The sequence below is a fragment of the Pantoea dispersa genome, assembly GCF_035783935.1.
Classification (GTDB): Bacteria; Pseudomonadota; Gammaproteobacteria; order Enterobacterales; family Enterobacteriaceae; genus Pantoea; species Pantoea dispersa_C.
On sequence record NZ_JALKOV010000003.1, the window covers coordinates 132,618 to 147,945 of the forward strand.

Annotated in this window: 12 protein-coding genes and 1 riboswitch; of the genes, 10 read left to right on the plus strand and 2 right to left on the minus strand. The window is 60.2% G+C overall.

Going from position 1 to position 15,328, the window contains the following annotated elements; genetic code table 11:
- Positions 1-417 precede the first annotated feature (417 nt).
- From leuL to leuD, 5 genes are all read left to right on the plus strand, one after another.
- The gene (leuL, locus tag MXF20_RS23415) at positions 418-501 is read left to right on the plus strand and encodes a leu operon leader peptide (RefSeq protein WP_125308910.1); all 84 of its coding nucleotides are present in this window, start codon (positions 418-420) and stop codon (positions 499-501) included.
- Between the two features lie 93 nt (positions 502-594).
- On the plus strand, positions 595-2,157 hold the full coding sequence (gene leuA / locus MXF20_RS07780) for a 2-isopropylmalate synthase (protein ID WP_325968628.1): 1,563 nt from the start codon (positions 595-597) through the stop codon (positions 2,155-2,157).
- 2 nt (positions 2,158-2,159) lie between these two features.
- The gene (gene leuB / locus MXF20_RS07785; RefSeq protein ID WP_325968629.1) at positions 2,160-3,251 is read left to right on the plus strand and encodes a 3-isopropylmalate dehydrogenase; all 1,092 of its coding nucleotides are present in this window, start codon (positions 2,160-2,162) and stop codon (positions 3,249-3,251) included.
- 4 nt (positions 3,252-3,255) lie between these two features.
- Positions 3,256-4,662, plus strand: coding sequence for a 3-isopropylmalate dehydratase large subunit (gene leuC / locus MXF20_RS07790; protein WP_325968630.1), 1,407 nt, complete (start codon positions 3,256-3,258; stop codon positions 4,660-4,662).
- 3 nt (positions 4,663-4,665) lie between these two features.
- Entirely contained in the window at positions 4,666-5,271 is a 606-nt protein-coding gene (gene leuD, locus MXF20_RS07795; RefSeq protein WP_325968632.1) for a 3-isopropylmalate dehydratase small subunit, read from the plus strand.
- 99 nt (positions 5,272-5,370) lie between these two features.
- Here leuD and MXF20_RS07800 read toward each other — a convergent pair whose 3' ends face one another.
- Positions 5,371-6,552 (minus strand): MFS transporter, encoded by a 1,182-nt coding sequence (locus MXF20_RS07800; RefSeq protein WP_325968633.1) that lies wholly within the window; start codon positions 6,550-6,552, stop codon positions 5,371-5,373.
- Between the two features lie 253 nt (positions 6,553-6,805).
- Between MXF20_RS07800 and sgrR the strand changes: the two genes are divergently transcribed.
- The 4 genes from sgrR to thiQ all read left to right on the plus strand — a co-directional run bounded on the left by sgrR (position 6,806) and on the right by thiQ (position 11,935).
- Entirely contained in the window at positions 6,806-8,467 is a 1,662-nt protein-coding gene (sgrR, locus tag MXF20_RS07805) for an HTH-type transcriptional regulator SgrR (RefSeq protein ID WP_325968634.1), read from the plus strand.
- Positions 8,468-8,537: 70 nt separating this feature from the next.
- Positions 8,538-8,631: riboswitch (TPP riboswitch) on the plus strand.
- Positions 8,632-8,677: 46 nt separating this feature from the next.
- The gene (gene thiB, locus MXF20_RS07810; protein WP_325968635.1) at positions 8,678-9,664 is read left to right on the plus strand and encodes a thiamine ABC transporter substrate binding subunit; all 987 of its coding nucleotides are present in this window, start codon (positions 8,678-8,680) and stop codon (positions 9,662-9,664) included.
- Positions 9,640-11,250, plus strand: a complete 1,611-nt coding sequence (gene thiP / locus MXF20_RS07815; RefSeq protein WP_325968637.1) for a thiamine/thiamine pyrophosphate ABC transporter permease ThiP — start codon at positions 9,640-9,642, stop codon at positions 11,248-11,250. The genes thiB and thiP overlap by 25 nt, the downstream gene beginning before the upstream one ends.
- Positions 11,234-11,935, plus strand: a complete 702-nt coding sequence (gene thiQ, locus MXF20_RS07820) for a thiamine ABC transporter ATP-binding protein ThiQ (RefSeq protein WP_325968638.1) — start codon at positions 11,234-11,236, stop codon at positions 11,933-11,935. Before thiP ends, thiQ begins: the two co-directional genes overlap by 17 nt.
- Here the strand turns inward: thiQ and MXF20_RS07825 are convergent.
- Entirely contained in the window at positions 11,932-12,696 is a 765-nt protein-coding gene (locus MXF20_RS07825; protein ID WP_325968639.1) for a DedA family protein, read from the minus strand. The genes thiQ and MXF20_RS07825 overlap by 4 nt on opposite strands.
- A gap of 169 nt (positions 12,697-12,865) precedes the next feature.
- Between MXF20_RS07825 and polB the strand changes: the two genes are divergently transcribed.
- Positions 12,866-15,226 (plus strand): DNA polymerase II, encoded by a 2,361-nt coding sequence (polB, locus tag MXF20_RS07830; protein ID WP_325968640.1) that lies wholly within the window; start codon positions 12,866-12,868, stop codon positions 15,224-15,226.
- The last annotated feature ends 102 nt before the right edge of the window (positions 15,227-15,328 follow it).

Genomic DNA, 15,328 nt, shown 5'->3' on the forward strand with positions numbered 1-15,328 from the left:
AATGCTGGTTTGCAGATTATTTACAGCGTGTTGTAAGAAATATGATTTTCATATTGCCCGGGCGCTCAGGCCACAATTTTTTCCTTCATCGCGTTTCCGGCGTGATTAACTCTGAAATCCCATTCCCACATGACATTCTGCTAAGCAATGCGCGTTGTCTTGTTTTTTTCGATTGCGTTCCGAAGCCACTTAAAACATAAAATTCAGCAACTTAAAATTACCTGTCTTTTTTAAAAGATTTTTTAAGTGGCTTAAGCTATTAATGACGCAGTTAATTAATGGCAATGCTCTGCGATGGCAGATAATCCCAGCAGATCACCCTTTCATGGAGCCAGAAATACCCTTTCACTTAGGGTTGACATCGCCAGGCGAATCCAGTACCAATATGTGCAGCACTCATTTTACGAGGTTTGATTCATGTCACGTTCTTTTCGTCTACTCGGTCTACTACTTAACGCATCCAGTTTGCGCGGTAGACTCGTGGGCGAAATCAACAACTGATTCGAACCTGCTGAAAGTTAAAAAACCCGCGCCACTGCGCGGGTTTTTTTATGCTCGTAGCACCGGCGAAGTCAATGCAAAAGGAAGATGACCATGAGCCAGCAAGTAATAATTTTCGATACCACTCTGCGCGACGGCGAACAGGCATTACAGGCCAGCCTGAGTGTTAAAGAAAAACTGCAGATCGCCCTGGCGCTGGAACGGATGGGCGTGGATGTAATGGAAGTCGGTTTTCCGGTCTCTTCGCCAGGCGATTTCGAATCGGTGCAGACCATTGCCCGGACCATCAAAAACAGCCGCGTGTGTGGTCTGGCGCGCTGTGTCGAGAAAGACATCGACGCGGCGTACGAATCGCTGCGCGTGGCCGACGCGTTCCGTATTCATACCTTTATCGCCACTTCGCCGATGCATATCGCCACGAAGCTGCGCAGCACGCTGCCGGAAGTGATTGAGCGCGCGGTGCACATGATTAAGCGGGCGCGCAACTATACCGACGACGTTGAGTTCTCCTGCGAAGACGGTGGCCGCACGCCGATTGACGATCTGTGCCGCATGGTAGAGGCCGCGATCAACGCCGGTGCCACCACCATCAATATTCCGGACACCGTGGGCTACACGCTGCCGGGCGAATACGCCAACATTATCGGTCAGCTGGTGCAGCGCGTGCCAAACATCGACAAAGCCATTCTGTCCGTTCACACCCATGACGATCTGGGCATGGCGACCGGTAACGCCATTGCGGCAGTGCTGGCCGGTGCGCGTCAGGTCGAAGGTACGCTGAACGGCCTGGGCGAGCGCGCCGGTAACTGTGCGCTGGAAGAGGTGATCATGGCGATCAAAACCCGCCAGCAGATCATGAACGTGCACACCAACATCAACCATCAGGAAATCTACCGCACCAGCCAGATTGTCAGCCAGATCTGCAACATGCCGATTCCGGCCAACAAAGCGGTGGTCGGTTCTAACGCCTTCGCCCACTCTTCCGGCATTCATCAGGATGGCGTGCTGAAGAACCGCGAAAACTACGAAATCCTGACGCCAGAGTCGATTGGCCTGCATAAAATTCAGCTGAACCTGACCTCCCGCTCCGGCCGTGCCGCCGTGAAGCACCGCATGGAAGAGATGGGTTACAAAGAGTCCGATTACAACCTGGATACGCTGTATGACGCTTTCCTGAAGCTGGCGGATAAAAAAGGCCAGGTGTTCGATTATGACCTGGAAGCACTGGCCTTCATTAATAAGCAGAATGAAGAGCCGGAGTACTTCCAGCTGAACGAATTCAACGTGCAGACCGGCTCCAGCGTCACTGCGACGGCATCGGTGCAGCTGGGCTGCGGCGATGAAGCCAAAGCCGACGCCGCCACCGGCAACGGTCCGGTCGATGCCGTCTACCAGGCCATCAACCGGATCACCGGCTTCGATGCTGAGCTGGTGAACTACAAGCTGACCGCGAAAGGCCACGGCGAAAACGCGCTGGGTCAGGTCGATATCGTCGTCAACTACAACGGACGCAAATTCCACGGCGTAGGCCTGGCGACCGATATCGTCGAATCCTCAGCGAAAGCGATGGTGAATGCCCTGAACAACATCTGGCGGGCCAAGCAGGTCGAAAAAGAATTGCAGCGTAAATTTAAAGATCAGAAGGAAACGGTGTAACTATGACTCAGTCTTATCATATTGCGGTAATGCCAGGCGACGGAATCGGTCCGGAAGTGATGGCGCAGGCCATGAAAGTTCTCGACGCGATTCGCGCGCGCTTCGATATGCGCATCACCACCAGCGAATATGATGTCGGCGGTATCGCCATCGATCGTCACGGTGAACCTTTACCGGCCGCCACCGTGGCCGGTGCTGAGCAGGCCGATGCCATTCTGTTCGGCTCGGTCGGCGGTCCAAAGTGGGAACACCTGCCGCCAGCTGGCCAGCCCGAGCGCGGTGCGCTGCTGCCGCTGCGTAAACACTTCAAGCTGTTCAGCAACCTGCGTCCGGCGGCGCTGTATAAAGGTCTGGAAGCGTTTTGCCCGCTGCGCAGCGACATCGCCGCCCGCGGTTTCGATATCCTGTGCGTGCGTGAGCTGACCGGCGGTATCTATTTCGGTCAGCCGAAAGGCCGCGAAGGCAGCGGCGCGCATGAACGCGCTTTTGATACCGAGGTCTATCACCATTTCGAAATCGAGCGTATTGCCCGCAACGCCTTTGAAGCCGCGCGCAAGCGTCGCAACAAAGTGACCTCGGTAGATAAAGCTAACGTGCTGGCGACGTCAGTGATGTGGCGTGAAATCGTTAACGAAGTGGCAAAAGATTATCCGGATGTGCAGCTGAGCCATATGTACATCGACAACGCCACCATGCAGCTGATTAAGGATCCGTCGCAGTTTGACGTTTTACTCTGCTCGAATCTGTTCGGCGACATTCTGTCGGACGAGTGCGCGATGATTACCGGCTCGATGGGCATGCTGCCTTCGGCCAGCCTGAATGAAGACGGCTTCGGCCTGTTCGAACCGGCAGGCGGTTCTGCGCCGGATATCGCCGGCCAGAACATCGCCAACCCGATTGCGCAGATTCTGTCGCTGGCGATGCTGCTGCGTTTCAGCCTGAACGCTGACGCCGCTGCGGATAGCATTGAGCGCGCGGTAAGCCGTGCGCTGGAAGCGGGCCATCGCACCCGTGATTTGGCCGGTGACGGCCCTGCCGTGAGCACCGATGAAATGGGCAGCATCATTGCCGGTTACATCAGCGAGGAAAAATAACAAAATGAAAAGCTTATACCAGAAGTTATTTGATGCACATGTCGTTCACGAAGCGCCAGACGAAACGCCGTTACTGTATATCGATCGTCACCTGATTCACGAAGTCACCTCGCCGCAGGCGTTTGACGGTCTGCGTGCGCACGGCCGCAAAGTGCGCCAGCCGTCGAAGACCTTTGCCACCATGGACCACAACGTTTCCACCCAGACCAAAGACATCAACGCCTCGGGTGAAATGGCGCGTATCCAGATGCAGGAGCTGATGAAGAACTGTGCTGAGTTCGGCATTCAGCTGTATGACCTGAACCACCCGTTCCAGGGCATTGTGCACGTTATCGGTCCTGAGCAGGGCATGACGCTGCCGGGCATGACTATCGTTTGCGGCGACTCGCACACCGCCACACACGGCGCCTTCGGTTCCCTGGCGTTCGGTATCGGCACCTCCGAAGTGGAACACGTGTTCGCCACCCAGACCCTGAAACAGGGCCGGGCAAAAACCATGAAGATTGAAGTGCTGGGCGAGGCTGCGCCGGGCATCACCGCCAAAGACATCGTGCTGGCGATCATCGGTAAAACCGGCAGCGCCGGCGGCACCGGTCACGTGGTTGAATTCTGTGGCCCGGCGATTGAAGCGCTGAGCATGGAAGGCCGCATGACGCTGTGCAACATGGCGATCGAGATGGGCGCCAAAGCGGGCCTGGTGGCACCAGATGACATCACGTTTGCCTATCTGAAAGACAAGCAGTTTGCGCCGAAGGGTGAGCAGTGGGAACAGGCGGTCGCTTACTGGCGCACCCTGAAGTCTGACAGCGACGCGCAGTTTGACGCCGTTGTAACGCTGAATGCTGCCGATATCGCGCCGCAGGTCACCTGGGGCACCAATCCGGGCCAGGTGATGGCCGTGGATCAGGCCATCCCGAATCCGGCCTCGTTTGCCGATCCGGTTGAGCGCGCTTCCGCCGAGAAAGCGCTGGCCTATATGGATCTGCAGCCGGGCATCAAACTGACCGATGTGGCGATCGATAAAGTGTTTATCGGCTCCTGCACCAACTCACGTATTGAAGATTTGCGCGCGGCCGCCGCGATCGCCAAAGGCCGCAAAGTGGCGCCGGGCGTAGTTGCAATGGTGGTTCCGGGTTCCGGTCCGGTGAAAGCGCAGGCTGAAGCCGAAGGCCTGGACAAAATCTTCCTCGAAGCCGGTTTTGAGTGGCGTCTGCCGGGCTGTTCAATGTGCCTGGCGATGAACAACGACCGTCTGAATCCGGGCGAGCGCTGTGCCTCAACCAGTAACCGTAACTTTGAAGGTCGTCAGGGGCGCGGCGGTCGCACCCATCTGGTGAGCCCGGCGATGGCTGCCGCAGCAGCGGTAACCGGTCGTTTTGCCGACATTCGTCAACTGACTCAGGGAGCTTAAGCCATGGCGAACAAATTTACCCAACACACCGGGATCGTGGCTCCACTGGATGCCGCTAACGTCGACACCGATGCCATCATCCCGAAGCAGTTTTTGCAGAAAGTGACGCGCACCGGCTTTGGCGCGCACCTGTTCCACGACTGGCGTTTTGATGACGATGCCGGCACGCAGCCGACTGCCAGCTTTGTGCTGAATAAACCGGAGTTCAAAGGCACCAGCATCCTGCTGGCGCGCGAGAACTTTGGCTGCGGCTCCTCGCGTGAACACGCACCGTGGGCGCTGACCGACTTCGGTTTTCACGTGGTGATTGCGCCGAGTTTCGCCGATATCTTTTACGGTAACAGCTTCAACAACCAGCTGCTGCCGGTGAAGCTAAGCGAAGAGCAGGTCGATGAGATGTTTAAGCTGGTGGCCGCGCAGCCGGGCATCCGCTTCACCGTCGATCTCGAAGCGCAGACCGTCACCGCCGGCGACAAGGTTTATAGCTTTGAAATCGACAGCTTCCGCCGTCACTGCATGATCAACGGCCTCGACAGCATTGGCCTGACGCTGCAGCACGAAGCATCTATCGCCAGCTACGAATCCCGCCAGCCCGCGTTTCTGCGTTAAGGTTTACCCGGTGCGCAGCGATGCGCACCCTGCAGCAAACGCGTGAGTAATCTGGTCGCCATCTATGGCGACCTTCAACCTTCAACCGCCACACCGCCCTCACTGCGCATCGCGCACCCGCGCCGCCAGCAGCAGCGCCACCACCGCCATCACCAGCGCCAGCCAGTACACCGACTCATGACCAAAGCGCTCACTCAGTATCCCCTGAATCAGGCCGGCAATAATCAGCCCGGTTGAGATCGAGGTGGTGAACATGGTGGTCGCTGCACCGGCACGGCCCGGCATCAAATCCTGAAACCACAGCATGCCGATGCCGGCAATGATGCCGATAAACGCGGCGTTAAACAGCTGCAGCACCATCAGCGCGGTGCGGGAATGGAACAGCACCAGCCCGAGATAAAACACAATCGCCGCTACCAGTGCCAGCAGCATCAGCTTGCGCTTGCCGTAACGCTTCGCGTAATGACCGGCCAGCAGCATGATCGGGATCTCCAGCCCGGCGGCGGTGCCCATCAACAGCCCCGCCAGCTTCTCCGGCAGGCCAAGGGTTGCGCTGATGTACAGCGGCATATCAATGATATACATGGTATTGCACGCCCACATCACCACCGAGGCGATAAACAGCAGCCGCACCTGGCTGTCTTTCCACGGACTGAGCTGCATCAGCACCTGCTCCGGCGTGGCGGCGATGCGCGGCACCGAGGGCAGCGTGCGCCAGATCAGCAGCATACTCAGCAGAAAAATCACCGCCGCCACGCAAAACAGCGTGACGAAGCCGTAGTTGAGCGCCAGCGCGAAGGACAGCGGCGGTCCGATCACCCACGCCAGCGACAGCTGCGCGCGCATCACCGAACTGAACATCACTACTTCACGCGCCGACTGATCGGCATATTCCCGCGCCAGCGCGAAGATCTGCGGAATCGCCACGCTGGCCAGCGCCGACAGCAGCACGCCGAAGGTGATCAGCGTCAGATAGTGACGGTTAAAAGCAAACAGCAGCGCATTGGCCACCGCCATCAGGCAGCAAAACAGGATCAGATGACGGCGATCGCCGCGGTTATCCGAACGCTTCGCCATCAGCAGGCTGATCACGATCCCGGCGACGGCATTGATGGTGAAGAACAGGCCGACCCAGAACGGCCGTACCTGCACCTCGCGCGTCAGAAACAGGCTGAGCGTCGGCGCCTGCAGCGCACCCGCCACGCCGACCATAAACGACACCGCCATAAAGGAGAGATAAACCGGATTCAGGCGGCGCGGCCGCGGTAACAGCGATTTCATGCAGAAATCCCTTTGAAGAAAAAGACCGGGAAAAAACAGCGTAGAAGATTCCACAGCAAAACGAAAAAAGCCAGCAGAGAAAAACTCCGCTGGCGGTGAAATTGCACCCTACTCAGAAAAGGTTCCACGTCGGCGGAACCGCTGGCAGAGCGCCATTCATTGCTGAATGCCTCCCGCTCTTCCATTGCCCGCCAGTATGCCTCTAATATGGGGCAGGAAAAACTGAGCGAAGTCGAGAAGGAGTTCCCCTTTTATGTCCTCTGCGCGTCTGCAACAGCAATTCATCCGCCTGTGGCAACACTGTCAGGGCCAGGATCAGGAAACCACGCTGAGCGAGCTGGCCGAACTGCTGCACTGTTCGCGCCGCCACATGCGCAACCTGCTGAACGCCATGCAGGCGGCGGGCTGGCTGATCTGGCAGGCAGAAGCCGGCCGCGGTAAACGTTCACTGCTGAGCTTCTGCTACACCGGACTGGCGCTCCAGCAGCAGCGCGCCGAAGATCTGCTGGAGCAGGATCGCATCGACCAGCTGGTGCAGCTGGTGGGCGATAAAAACCAGGTGCGGCAGATGATTGCCGCGCACCTTGGCCGTAGCTTTCGCCAGGGTAAGCATATTCTGCGCGTGCTCTACTATCGCCCGCTGCCTAACCTGCTGCCCGGCTCGCCGCTGCGCCGTTCGGAAACCCATCTGGCGCGACAGATTTTCAGCGACCTGACGCGTATAAATGAGGAAAAGGGGGAAATCGCCGCCGATATCGCCCATCACTGGCAGCAGACGTCTCCGCTGCACTGGCGCTTCTTCCTGCGGCCGGCGATCCGTTTCCATCACGGTCGCGAGCTGGAGATGGAAGATGTCATCGCCTCGCTGGAACGGGTGCGCAGCCAGCCGCTGTTTTCACACATCGACAGGCTGCACTCGCCGGCGCCGTGGACGCTGGATATCCATCTCAGCCAGCCGGACTGCTGGCTGCCGTGGCTGCTGGCCAGCGTCAGCGCCATGATTCTGCCGCGTGAGTGGCCGACGCTGCGCCACTTTGCACGTCAGCCCATTGGCACCGGTCCGTACAGCGTGGTGCGCAATCAGCAAACCCAGCTGAAAATCGCCGCGTTTGATGACTACTTCGGCTACCGCGCGCTGATTGATGATGTCTCGATCTGGGTGCTGCCGGAGATCAGCGATGAGCTGGTCTACGCCGGTGTAAAACTGGAAGGTGAAAACGACGACGAAAAATCGGAAGAGAGTCGTCTTGAGGAAGGCTGCTATTTTCTGCTGTTCGATCAGCGCTCTGAACGCGGTCGCGATGCGGGTTTCCGCCGCTGGGTGAGCGATCTGCTCAACCCCATCGCGCTGCTCAATCATGCCGGCGTCGGCTATCAGCGCTACTGGTTTCCGGCTTATGGCCTGCTGCCGCGCTGGCACCATCGGCGCGATATCACCCCAGCCCGCAAGCCCGACGGCGTGACCCAGCTGACGCTCAGCTGGTACAGCCACCACGTGGAACACGAGGGCATCGCCAATGCGCTGCGGCCGCTGCTGGCGCAGCAGGGCGTCGAGCTGATTACCCGTGAAGTGAGCTATGAAAGCTGGTTCGACGGCGCGGGCGAGAGTGACATCTGGCTGGGCAGCGTCAATTTTACCCTGCCGCTCGACTACGCCCTGTTCGCTCAGCTCTACGAGCTACCGCTGATGCATCACTGTATCCCGCTGGACTGGCAGGCCGACGCCGCACGCTGGCGTGAGAAAGCGCTGCCGCTGGCGGAGTGGAGCAAACAGCTGGTGAACAGCGACTATCTGCATCCGCTGTTTCATCACTGGCTGCTGCTGGAGGGCCAGCGCAGCATGCGTGGCGTGCGGCTGAACACGCTCGGCTGGTTTGACTTCAAGTCCGCCTGGTTTGCCCCGCCGGAGCTGTAAAAAGGGCAGCATGGGACTACACGAGCGGCAGGTGAACCTTTCGCGTTGTGATGTAAATGTCTAGAATATGTCGTTCTCAACGGGGTGCCGGTTAACTGGCTGAGAGAGACCCGTCGAACCTGATCCGGCTCGTACCGGCGTAGGGATTTGAGATGCTCCGCCCTCAGATCCTTTGCGACACAACCTTACCCTCTCCTTAAGGAACGCAAAGTGTTAAAGAAAGTTCTGCCCCTGTTGTTGCTGATCGCTGCGCCGGCTCTGGCGGCCAAACCCGTCCTCACCGTGTATACCTATGACTCCTTCGCCGCCGACTGGGGCCCCGGTCCGGCAGTGAAAAAAGCCTTTGAGGCCCGGTGCGGCTGTGAGCTGAACTATGTGGCGCTGGAGGATGGCGTATCGCTGCTTAATCGCCTGCGCATGGAAGGCAAAAACAGCAAGGCCGACGTGGTGCTGGGGCTGGACAATAACCTGATTCAGGCGGCGGAAAAAACCGGCCTGTTCAGCAAAAGCACGGTGGATACCGGCGCGCTGCAGCTGCCGGACGGCTGGCACAATGACACCTTTATCCCGTTCGATTACGGCTATTTCGCGTTCGTTTACGACAAGAATAAGCTGAAGAATCCGCCGCACAGCCTGAAAGAGCTGGTCGAGAGCCCGGAAAAATGGCGGGTGATTTATGAAGATCCGCGCACCAGCACGCCGGGACTCGGTCTGCTGCTGTGGATGCAGAAAGTGTACGGCGATGGCGCACCGGCGGCCTGGCAGAAGCTGGCCAGCAAAACCGTGACCGTGACCAAAGGCTGGAGCGAAGCTTATGGCCTGTTCCTCAAAGGCGAAAGCGATCTGGTGCTGAGCTACACCACCTCGCCGGCTTACCACATCATAGAAGAGAAAAAGGATAACTACGCCGCCGCGCCGTTTAGCGAAGGCCATTATCTGCAGGTGGAAGTGGGCGCGCAGCTCGCCAGCAGCAAACAGCCGCAGCTGGCGCAGCAGTTCATGCAGTTTATGGTGTCGCCAGCGTTCCAGAACACGATCGCCACCGGCAACTGGATGTATCCGGTGATCAAAAGCGATTTGCCCGCCGGCTATCAGACGTTACCGGTGCCCGCTACGGCGCTGCAATTCACCCCTGCAGAGGTGGCCGACCACCGCGCGGCGTGGGTGAGCGCGTGGCAGCGCGCCGTCAGCCGCTGATGCCCGGCTGGCTGCTGCCCGGCGCGTTCAGCGCGCTGCTATTGTGTACGGTCGCGCTGCTGGCGCTCGGTGCCCTGCTGCTGACTGCGCCGGCCACCGACTGGCGCGCGCTGCTCAGCGACAGCTATCTGCACCATGTGCTGGCGTTCTCCTTTGAACAGGCGCTGCTGTCAGCGCTGCTCTCGGTGCTGCCGGCCATTCTGCTGGCCCGCGCGCTCTATCGCCGCCGTTTTACCGGCCGTACCCTGCTGCTGCGCCTGTGCGCCATGACGCTGGTGCTGCCGGTGCTGGTTGCCGTATTCGGTCTGCTCAGCGTCTACGGGCGCAGCGGCTGGCTGGCGCAGCTGTGCGCCGCCGCCGGCATCGATTATCACTTCTCACCTTACGGCCTGCAGGGCATTTTGCTGGCGCACGTGTTCTTTAATCTGCCGCTGGCGACGCGCATGCTGCTGCAGGCGCTGGAGAGTATTCCCGGCGAGCAGCGCCAGCTGGCGGCGCAGCTCGGTCTGCGCGGCTGGCCGCTGTTTCGCCTGCTGGAGTGGCCGTGGCTGCGCCGTCCGCTGCTGCCAACGGCGGCGCTGATCTTTATGCTGTGCTTCGCCAGTTTTGCCACCGTGCTGGCACTGGGCGGCGGTCCACAGGCCACCACGCTGGAGCTGGCGATTTATCAGGCGCTAAACTTTGATTACGATCCCGGCCGCGCCGCGCTGCTGGCGTTATTGCAGCTTGGCTGCTGTCTGCTGCTGGTGCTGCTCAGTCAGCGCTTCAGTAAAGCGATTCCGGCCGGTAGCCAGACGGTGCGCGGCTGGCGCGATCCGCAGGACTCCTGGCACGCACGCGTCGCAGATGCGCTGCTGATTACGCTGGCGCTGCTGCTGCTGCTGCCACCGCTGGCGGCGGTGCTGGTCGACGGTTTACGCGGCGGCATTGCCGGCGCGCTGCAACAGCCCGCGCTGTGGCAGGCGACGTGGACGTCGCTGCGCATCGCGCTCGGGGCCGGTGTGCTGTGCGTGTTGCTGACCATGATGCTGCTGTGGAGCAGCCGCGAGCTGCGTCAGCGCCAGCATCGCTATGCCGCGCAGGCGATGGAACTGAGCGGGATGCTAATTCTGGCAATGCCGGGCATTGTGCTGGCGAGCGGTTTTTTCCTGCTGTTCAACGCCACCGTTGGCCTGCCGCAGCGCGCCGATGCGCTGGTGATCTTCACCAACGCGCTGATCGCCATCCCCTACGCGATGAAAGTGCTGGAAAATCCGATGCGCGATCTCAGCGCGCGCTACGCTCAGCTGTGCGCCTCGCTGGGTATTAGCGGGTTTACTCGCCTGCGGCTGATTGAACTGCGGGCGCTGAAACGTCCGCTGGCGCAGGCGCTGGCCTTTGCCTGCGTGCTGTCGATTGGCGATTTCGGCGTGGTGGCGCTGTTCGGCAGCGCCGATTTCCGCACCCTGCCGTTTTATCTGTTCCAGCAGATTGGCGCCTATCGCGGTGCTGATGGCGCGGTGACCGCGCTGCTACTGCTGCTGTTATGCCTGCTGCTGTTTACGCTGATGGAAAAATTACCGGGTCGCCATGCTGACACTGAATAACCTCACTTATCTCTACCAGCATCTGCCGATGCGCTTCAGCTTTAGCGCACAGGCCGGTGAACGTCTCGCCATTCTCGGCCCGAGCGGCGCGGGCAAAAGTACCCTGCTGAGCCTGCTCGGCGGCTTTCTGCCGGTGAGTCAGGGCAGCCTGCTGATCGATGGCGTCGACCACACCCGCAGCGTGCCTTCCGCGCGGCCGGTATCGATGCTGTTTCAGGAGAACAATCTGTTTCCGCACCTGACGGTGCAGCAAAATCTGGGGCTGGGCCTGCATCCCGGTATGAAGCTGACGCGCCAACAGCAGCAGCAGGTACAGCAGATTGCGGCGCAAACCGGGCTGGAATCGATGCTGGCGCGTCTGCCCGGCCAGCTCTCCGGCGGCCAGCGGCAGCGTGTGGCGCTGGCGCGCTGCCTGCTGCGCAATCAGCCGGTGCTGCTGCTGGATGAACCGTTTTCGGCACTCGATCCGGCGCTGCGCAGTGAGATGCTGCAGCTGGTGCGCGCGGTGTGCGAGGCGCGCGCTATTACGCTGCTGATGGTGTCACACAGTCTGGAAGATGCGCAGCAGATTGCGTCACGCAGCCTGGTGATTGTTGACGGTCGGGTGTACTGGGATGGCAGCACCGCCAGCCTGCTGCGCGGTGAAAGCCCGGCGGCCGCCATCCTTGGCGTATCACCGCGTTAAGCGAAGAACACCTTCCACAGCAGCTGCAGGAAAATCGGCATCATCGGGTGGAACAACAGCGCAATGAAGGCACCCACGCTGATGAGCGCCATCAGCGGAGCCAGCCAGCGCAGCCGCGCCTGTGGCAGATAAGGCGTGGCCCAGTCGACGCTTTTGCCGCTGCGCCACCAGCGCCACAGCAGCCAGCCGCCGATCCACAGCAGCAGCGCCACCGCCAGCAGCAGCCATTTGAAGCTGTCGCCCTGCGCCGCCTGCGGCACGTCAATCGCCACGCCCGCCAGAATGCCCGGCATCAGGTAGGCCGGCGGCCACAGGATGCAGCCGATAATGTTCGGCGGCAGGAATTTACGCACCGGCAGCTCCAGCATGCCGGCCGCCAGCGGAATCAGCGGACGCGTCGGTCCGACAAAGCGCCCCACCAGGATGGTAAACATGCTGTGCTGATGCAGCGCATGCTCGGTTTTATCCAGCAGCCCTTTGTACTTTTGCAGGTATTTCCAGCGGTGCAGCGGTCCCTGGAATTTCCAGCCGATGCCGTACGACACCCAGTCGCCAATCAGACAGCCGGCCAGCCCGGCGGCCCACGCCGGATAGAGCCCGATTTGTCCGCTGCCCACCAGCGCGCCGAGGCTGGCCATCAATACCGTGCCCGGCAACAGCAGGCCGACAAACGCCAGCGACTCAAGAAAGGTCACCAGCGCCACGGCAATCAGCGCGTACTCCAGCGATTGCGTAAACAGGTGTTGGATCCAGGCTTCCATAACTATCCTCTGCGGAATATAGAGGCTGGATTGTCCTGAGACAGCCTCACAGCGTCAAGCAATTCCCCGCTGCGCCGCACGCTCGCGCGCTGCACACGACGCAGGCGCCCACAGTACACTGTATAAACATCCATGATATACTGAGATGAATTCATTCTCCGGAGTTAACGTGACCGAACCGCGTGCAGGCTTTTTACTGACTCGTCACTGGCGGGATACCCCGACCGGCAGCGAAGTGGTGCTGTGGCTGGCCACCGACCAGGGCCCGCAGCGCCTGGTGCTGCCTGCGCAGGAGTCAGTGGCGTTTATTCCACACGAGTTCCAGGCGCAAACCGAAGCGCTGATTCGCGACGAGCGCCATACGCGCCTGCAGCCGCTGGAGCTGAAAGATTTCCGTCGCCGACCGGTGCTGGGACTCTATTGCCGCAGCCACCGGCAGCTGCAAAGCATCGAAAAACGCCTGCGTGAAAACGGCATTGCAGTGTATGAAGCAGATATCCGCCCGCCGGAACGCTACCTGATGGAGCGCTTCATCACGGCACCGGTGTGGTTCAGCGGCGAGCCGCGCGGCGACAGCCTCGTCAATGCGCGCCTTAAGCCGCATCCCGATTACCGTCCGCAGCTGAAATGGGTGTCGCTCGACATCGAAACCACCGAGCACGGCGAGCTGTACTGCATCGGGCTGGAGGGCTGCGGCCAGCGCCAGGTGTATATGCTCGGCCCGCCTAACGGTGATGCCAGCCAGCTGGATTTCGAGCTGATTTACCTCGACAGCCGGCCACAGCTGCTGGAGCAGCTTAACGCCTGGTTCGCCCGTCACGATCCTGATGTTATCATCGGCTGGAACGTGGTGCAGTTCGATCTGCGCGTGCTGCAAAAACATGCCGACCGCTACGGTATTCCGCTGCGTCTTGGCCGTCAGCAGCAGCCGCTGGAGTGGCGCGAGCACGGCTTTAAGCCCGGCGTGTTCTTCGCTCAGGCCAGCGGCCGGCTGGTGATTGACGGGATCGAGGCGCTGAAATCGGCGTTCTGGGACTTCGCCTCATTTAGCCTGGAGGCGGTGTCGCGCGAGCTGCTGGGCGAAGGCAAAGCCATCAACAATCCGTGGCAGCGCATGGAAGAGATCAACTGGCGCTTTGCCCACGATAAACCGGCGCTGGCCACCTACAATCTGAAGGATTGCGAGCTGGTCACGCGCATCTTCCAGCACACCGCCATCATGCCGTTTTTGCTGGAGCGCGCCACCGTCAATGGCCTGGCGGTGGATCGCCACGGCGGATCGGTGGCGGCGTTCAGCCACCTGTATATTCCGCGCATGCACCGCGCCGGCTTCGTCGCGCCCAACCTCGGCGAAGTGGCGCCGGAAGCCAGCCCCGGCGGCTACGTGATGGATTCGCGCCCCGGACTGTATGATTCGGTGCTGGTGCTGGATTACAAAAGCCTCTATCCGTCGATCATCCGCACCTTTCTGATTGACCCGGTCGGGCTGGTGGAAGGCCTGGCGCATCCGGACGACGCCGATTCGGTTCCTGGCTTTCGCCACGCGCGCTTTTCGCGCCACACCCACTGTTTACCGGCGATTGTTGGACAGATCTGGCAGGGGCGCGAGGCCGCCAAACGCGACGGCAACCAGCCGCTGTCGCAGGCGCTGAAGATCATCATGAACGCTTTTTATGGCGTGCTCGGCACCAGCGCCTGTCGCTTTTTCGATCCGCGCCTTGCTTCGTCGATTACCCTGCGCGGTCACGCCATCATGCAGCAAACGCGTGAGCTGATTGAAGCCGAAGGCTTTGACGTGATCTACGGTGACACCGATTCCACCTTTGTCTGGCTGAAAAGCGCCCACAGCGAGGCCGATGCCGCCGCGATCGGCCAGCGGCTGACCGGGGTGGTCAATCGCTGGTGGCAACAGCATCTGCAGCAGACTTACGGTCTCGACAGCGCGCTGGAGCTGGAGTATGAAACCCACTTCAGCCGCTTCCTGATGCCAACCATACGCGGCGCCGAACAGGGCAGTAAAAAGCGCTATGCCGGACTGATTCGCCGCGACGGCGATGAGCGGCTGGTGTTTAAGGGGCTGGAATCGGTGCGCACCGACTGGACGCCGCTGGCGCAGCAGTTCCAGCAGACGCTGTATGGCCGCATCTTTCGCGGTGAACCCTGGCAGGATTACATTCGCGACACCGTGGCACAGCTGCTGGCCGGTGAGCTGGACGATCTGCTGGTGTATAAAAAGCGCCTGCGCCGGCCGCTGAAAGATTACGAGCGCAACGTGCCGCCCCACGTGCGCGCCGCGCGTCTCGCTGATGAACATAATCGTAAACTGCAGCGTCCGCTGCAGTATCAGAACGGCGGATCGATCCGCTATGTGATCGCCACCGCCGGACCGGAGCCGCTGGAAGCACGCAGCACGCCGCTGGATTACGATCACTACGTCAGCAAGCAGCTGCAGCCGATCGCCGAAGGGATTTTACCGTTTGTCGGCGATGACTTTGCTACACTGATCACCGGGCAGCTGGGGCTTTTTTGACAGGTGACGAATGCCCTGCCATCCAGTACCATAGCGCCCTTCCTGATTCTCACCGCGTGCACCAGCTGACCAGATAACTGTCTGGCGGTGGGGTATTGTCTG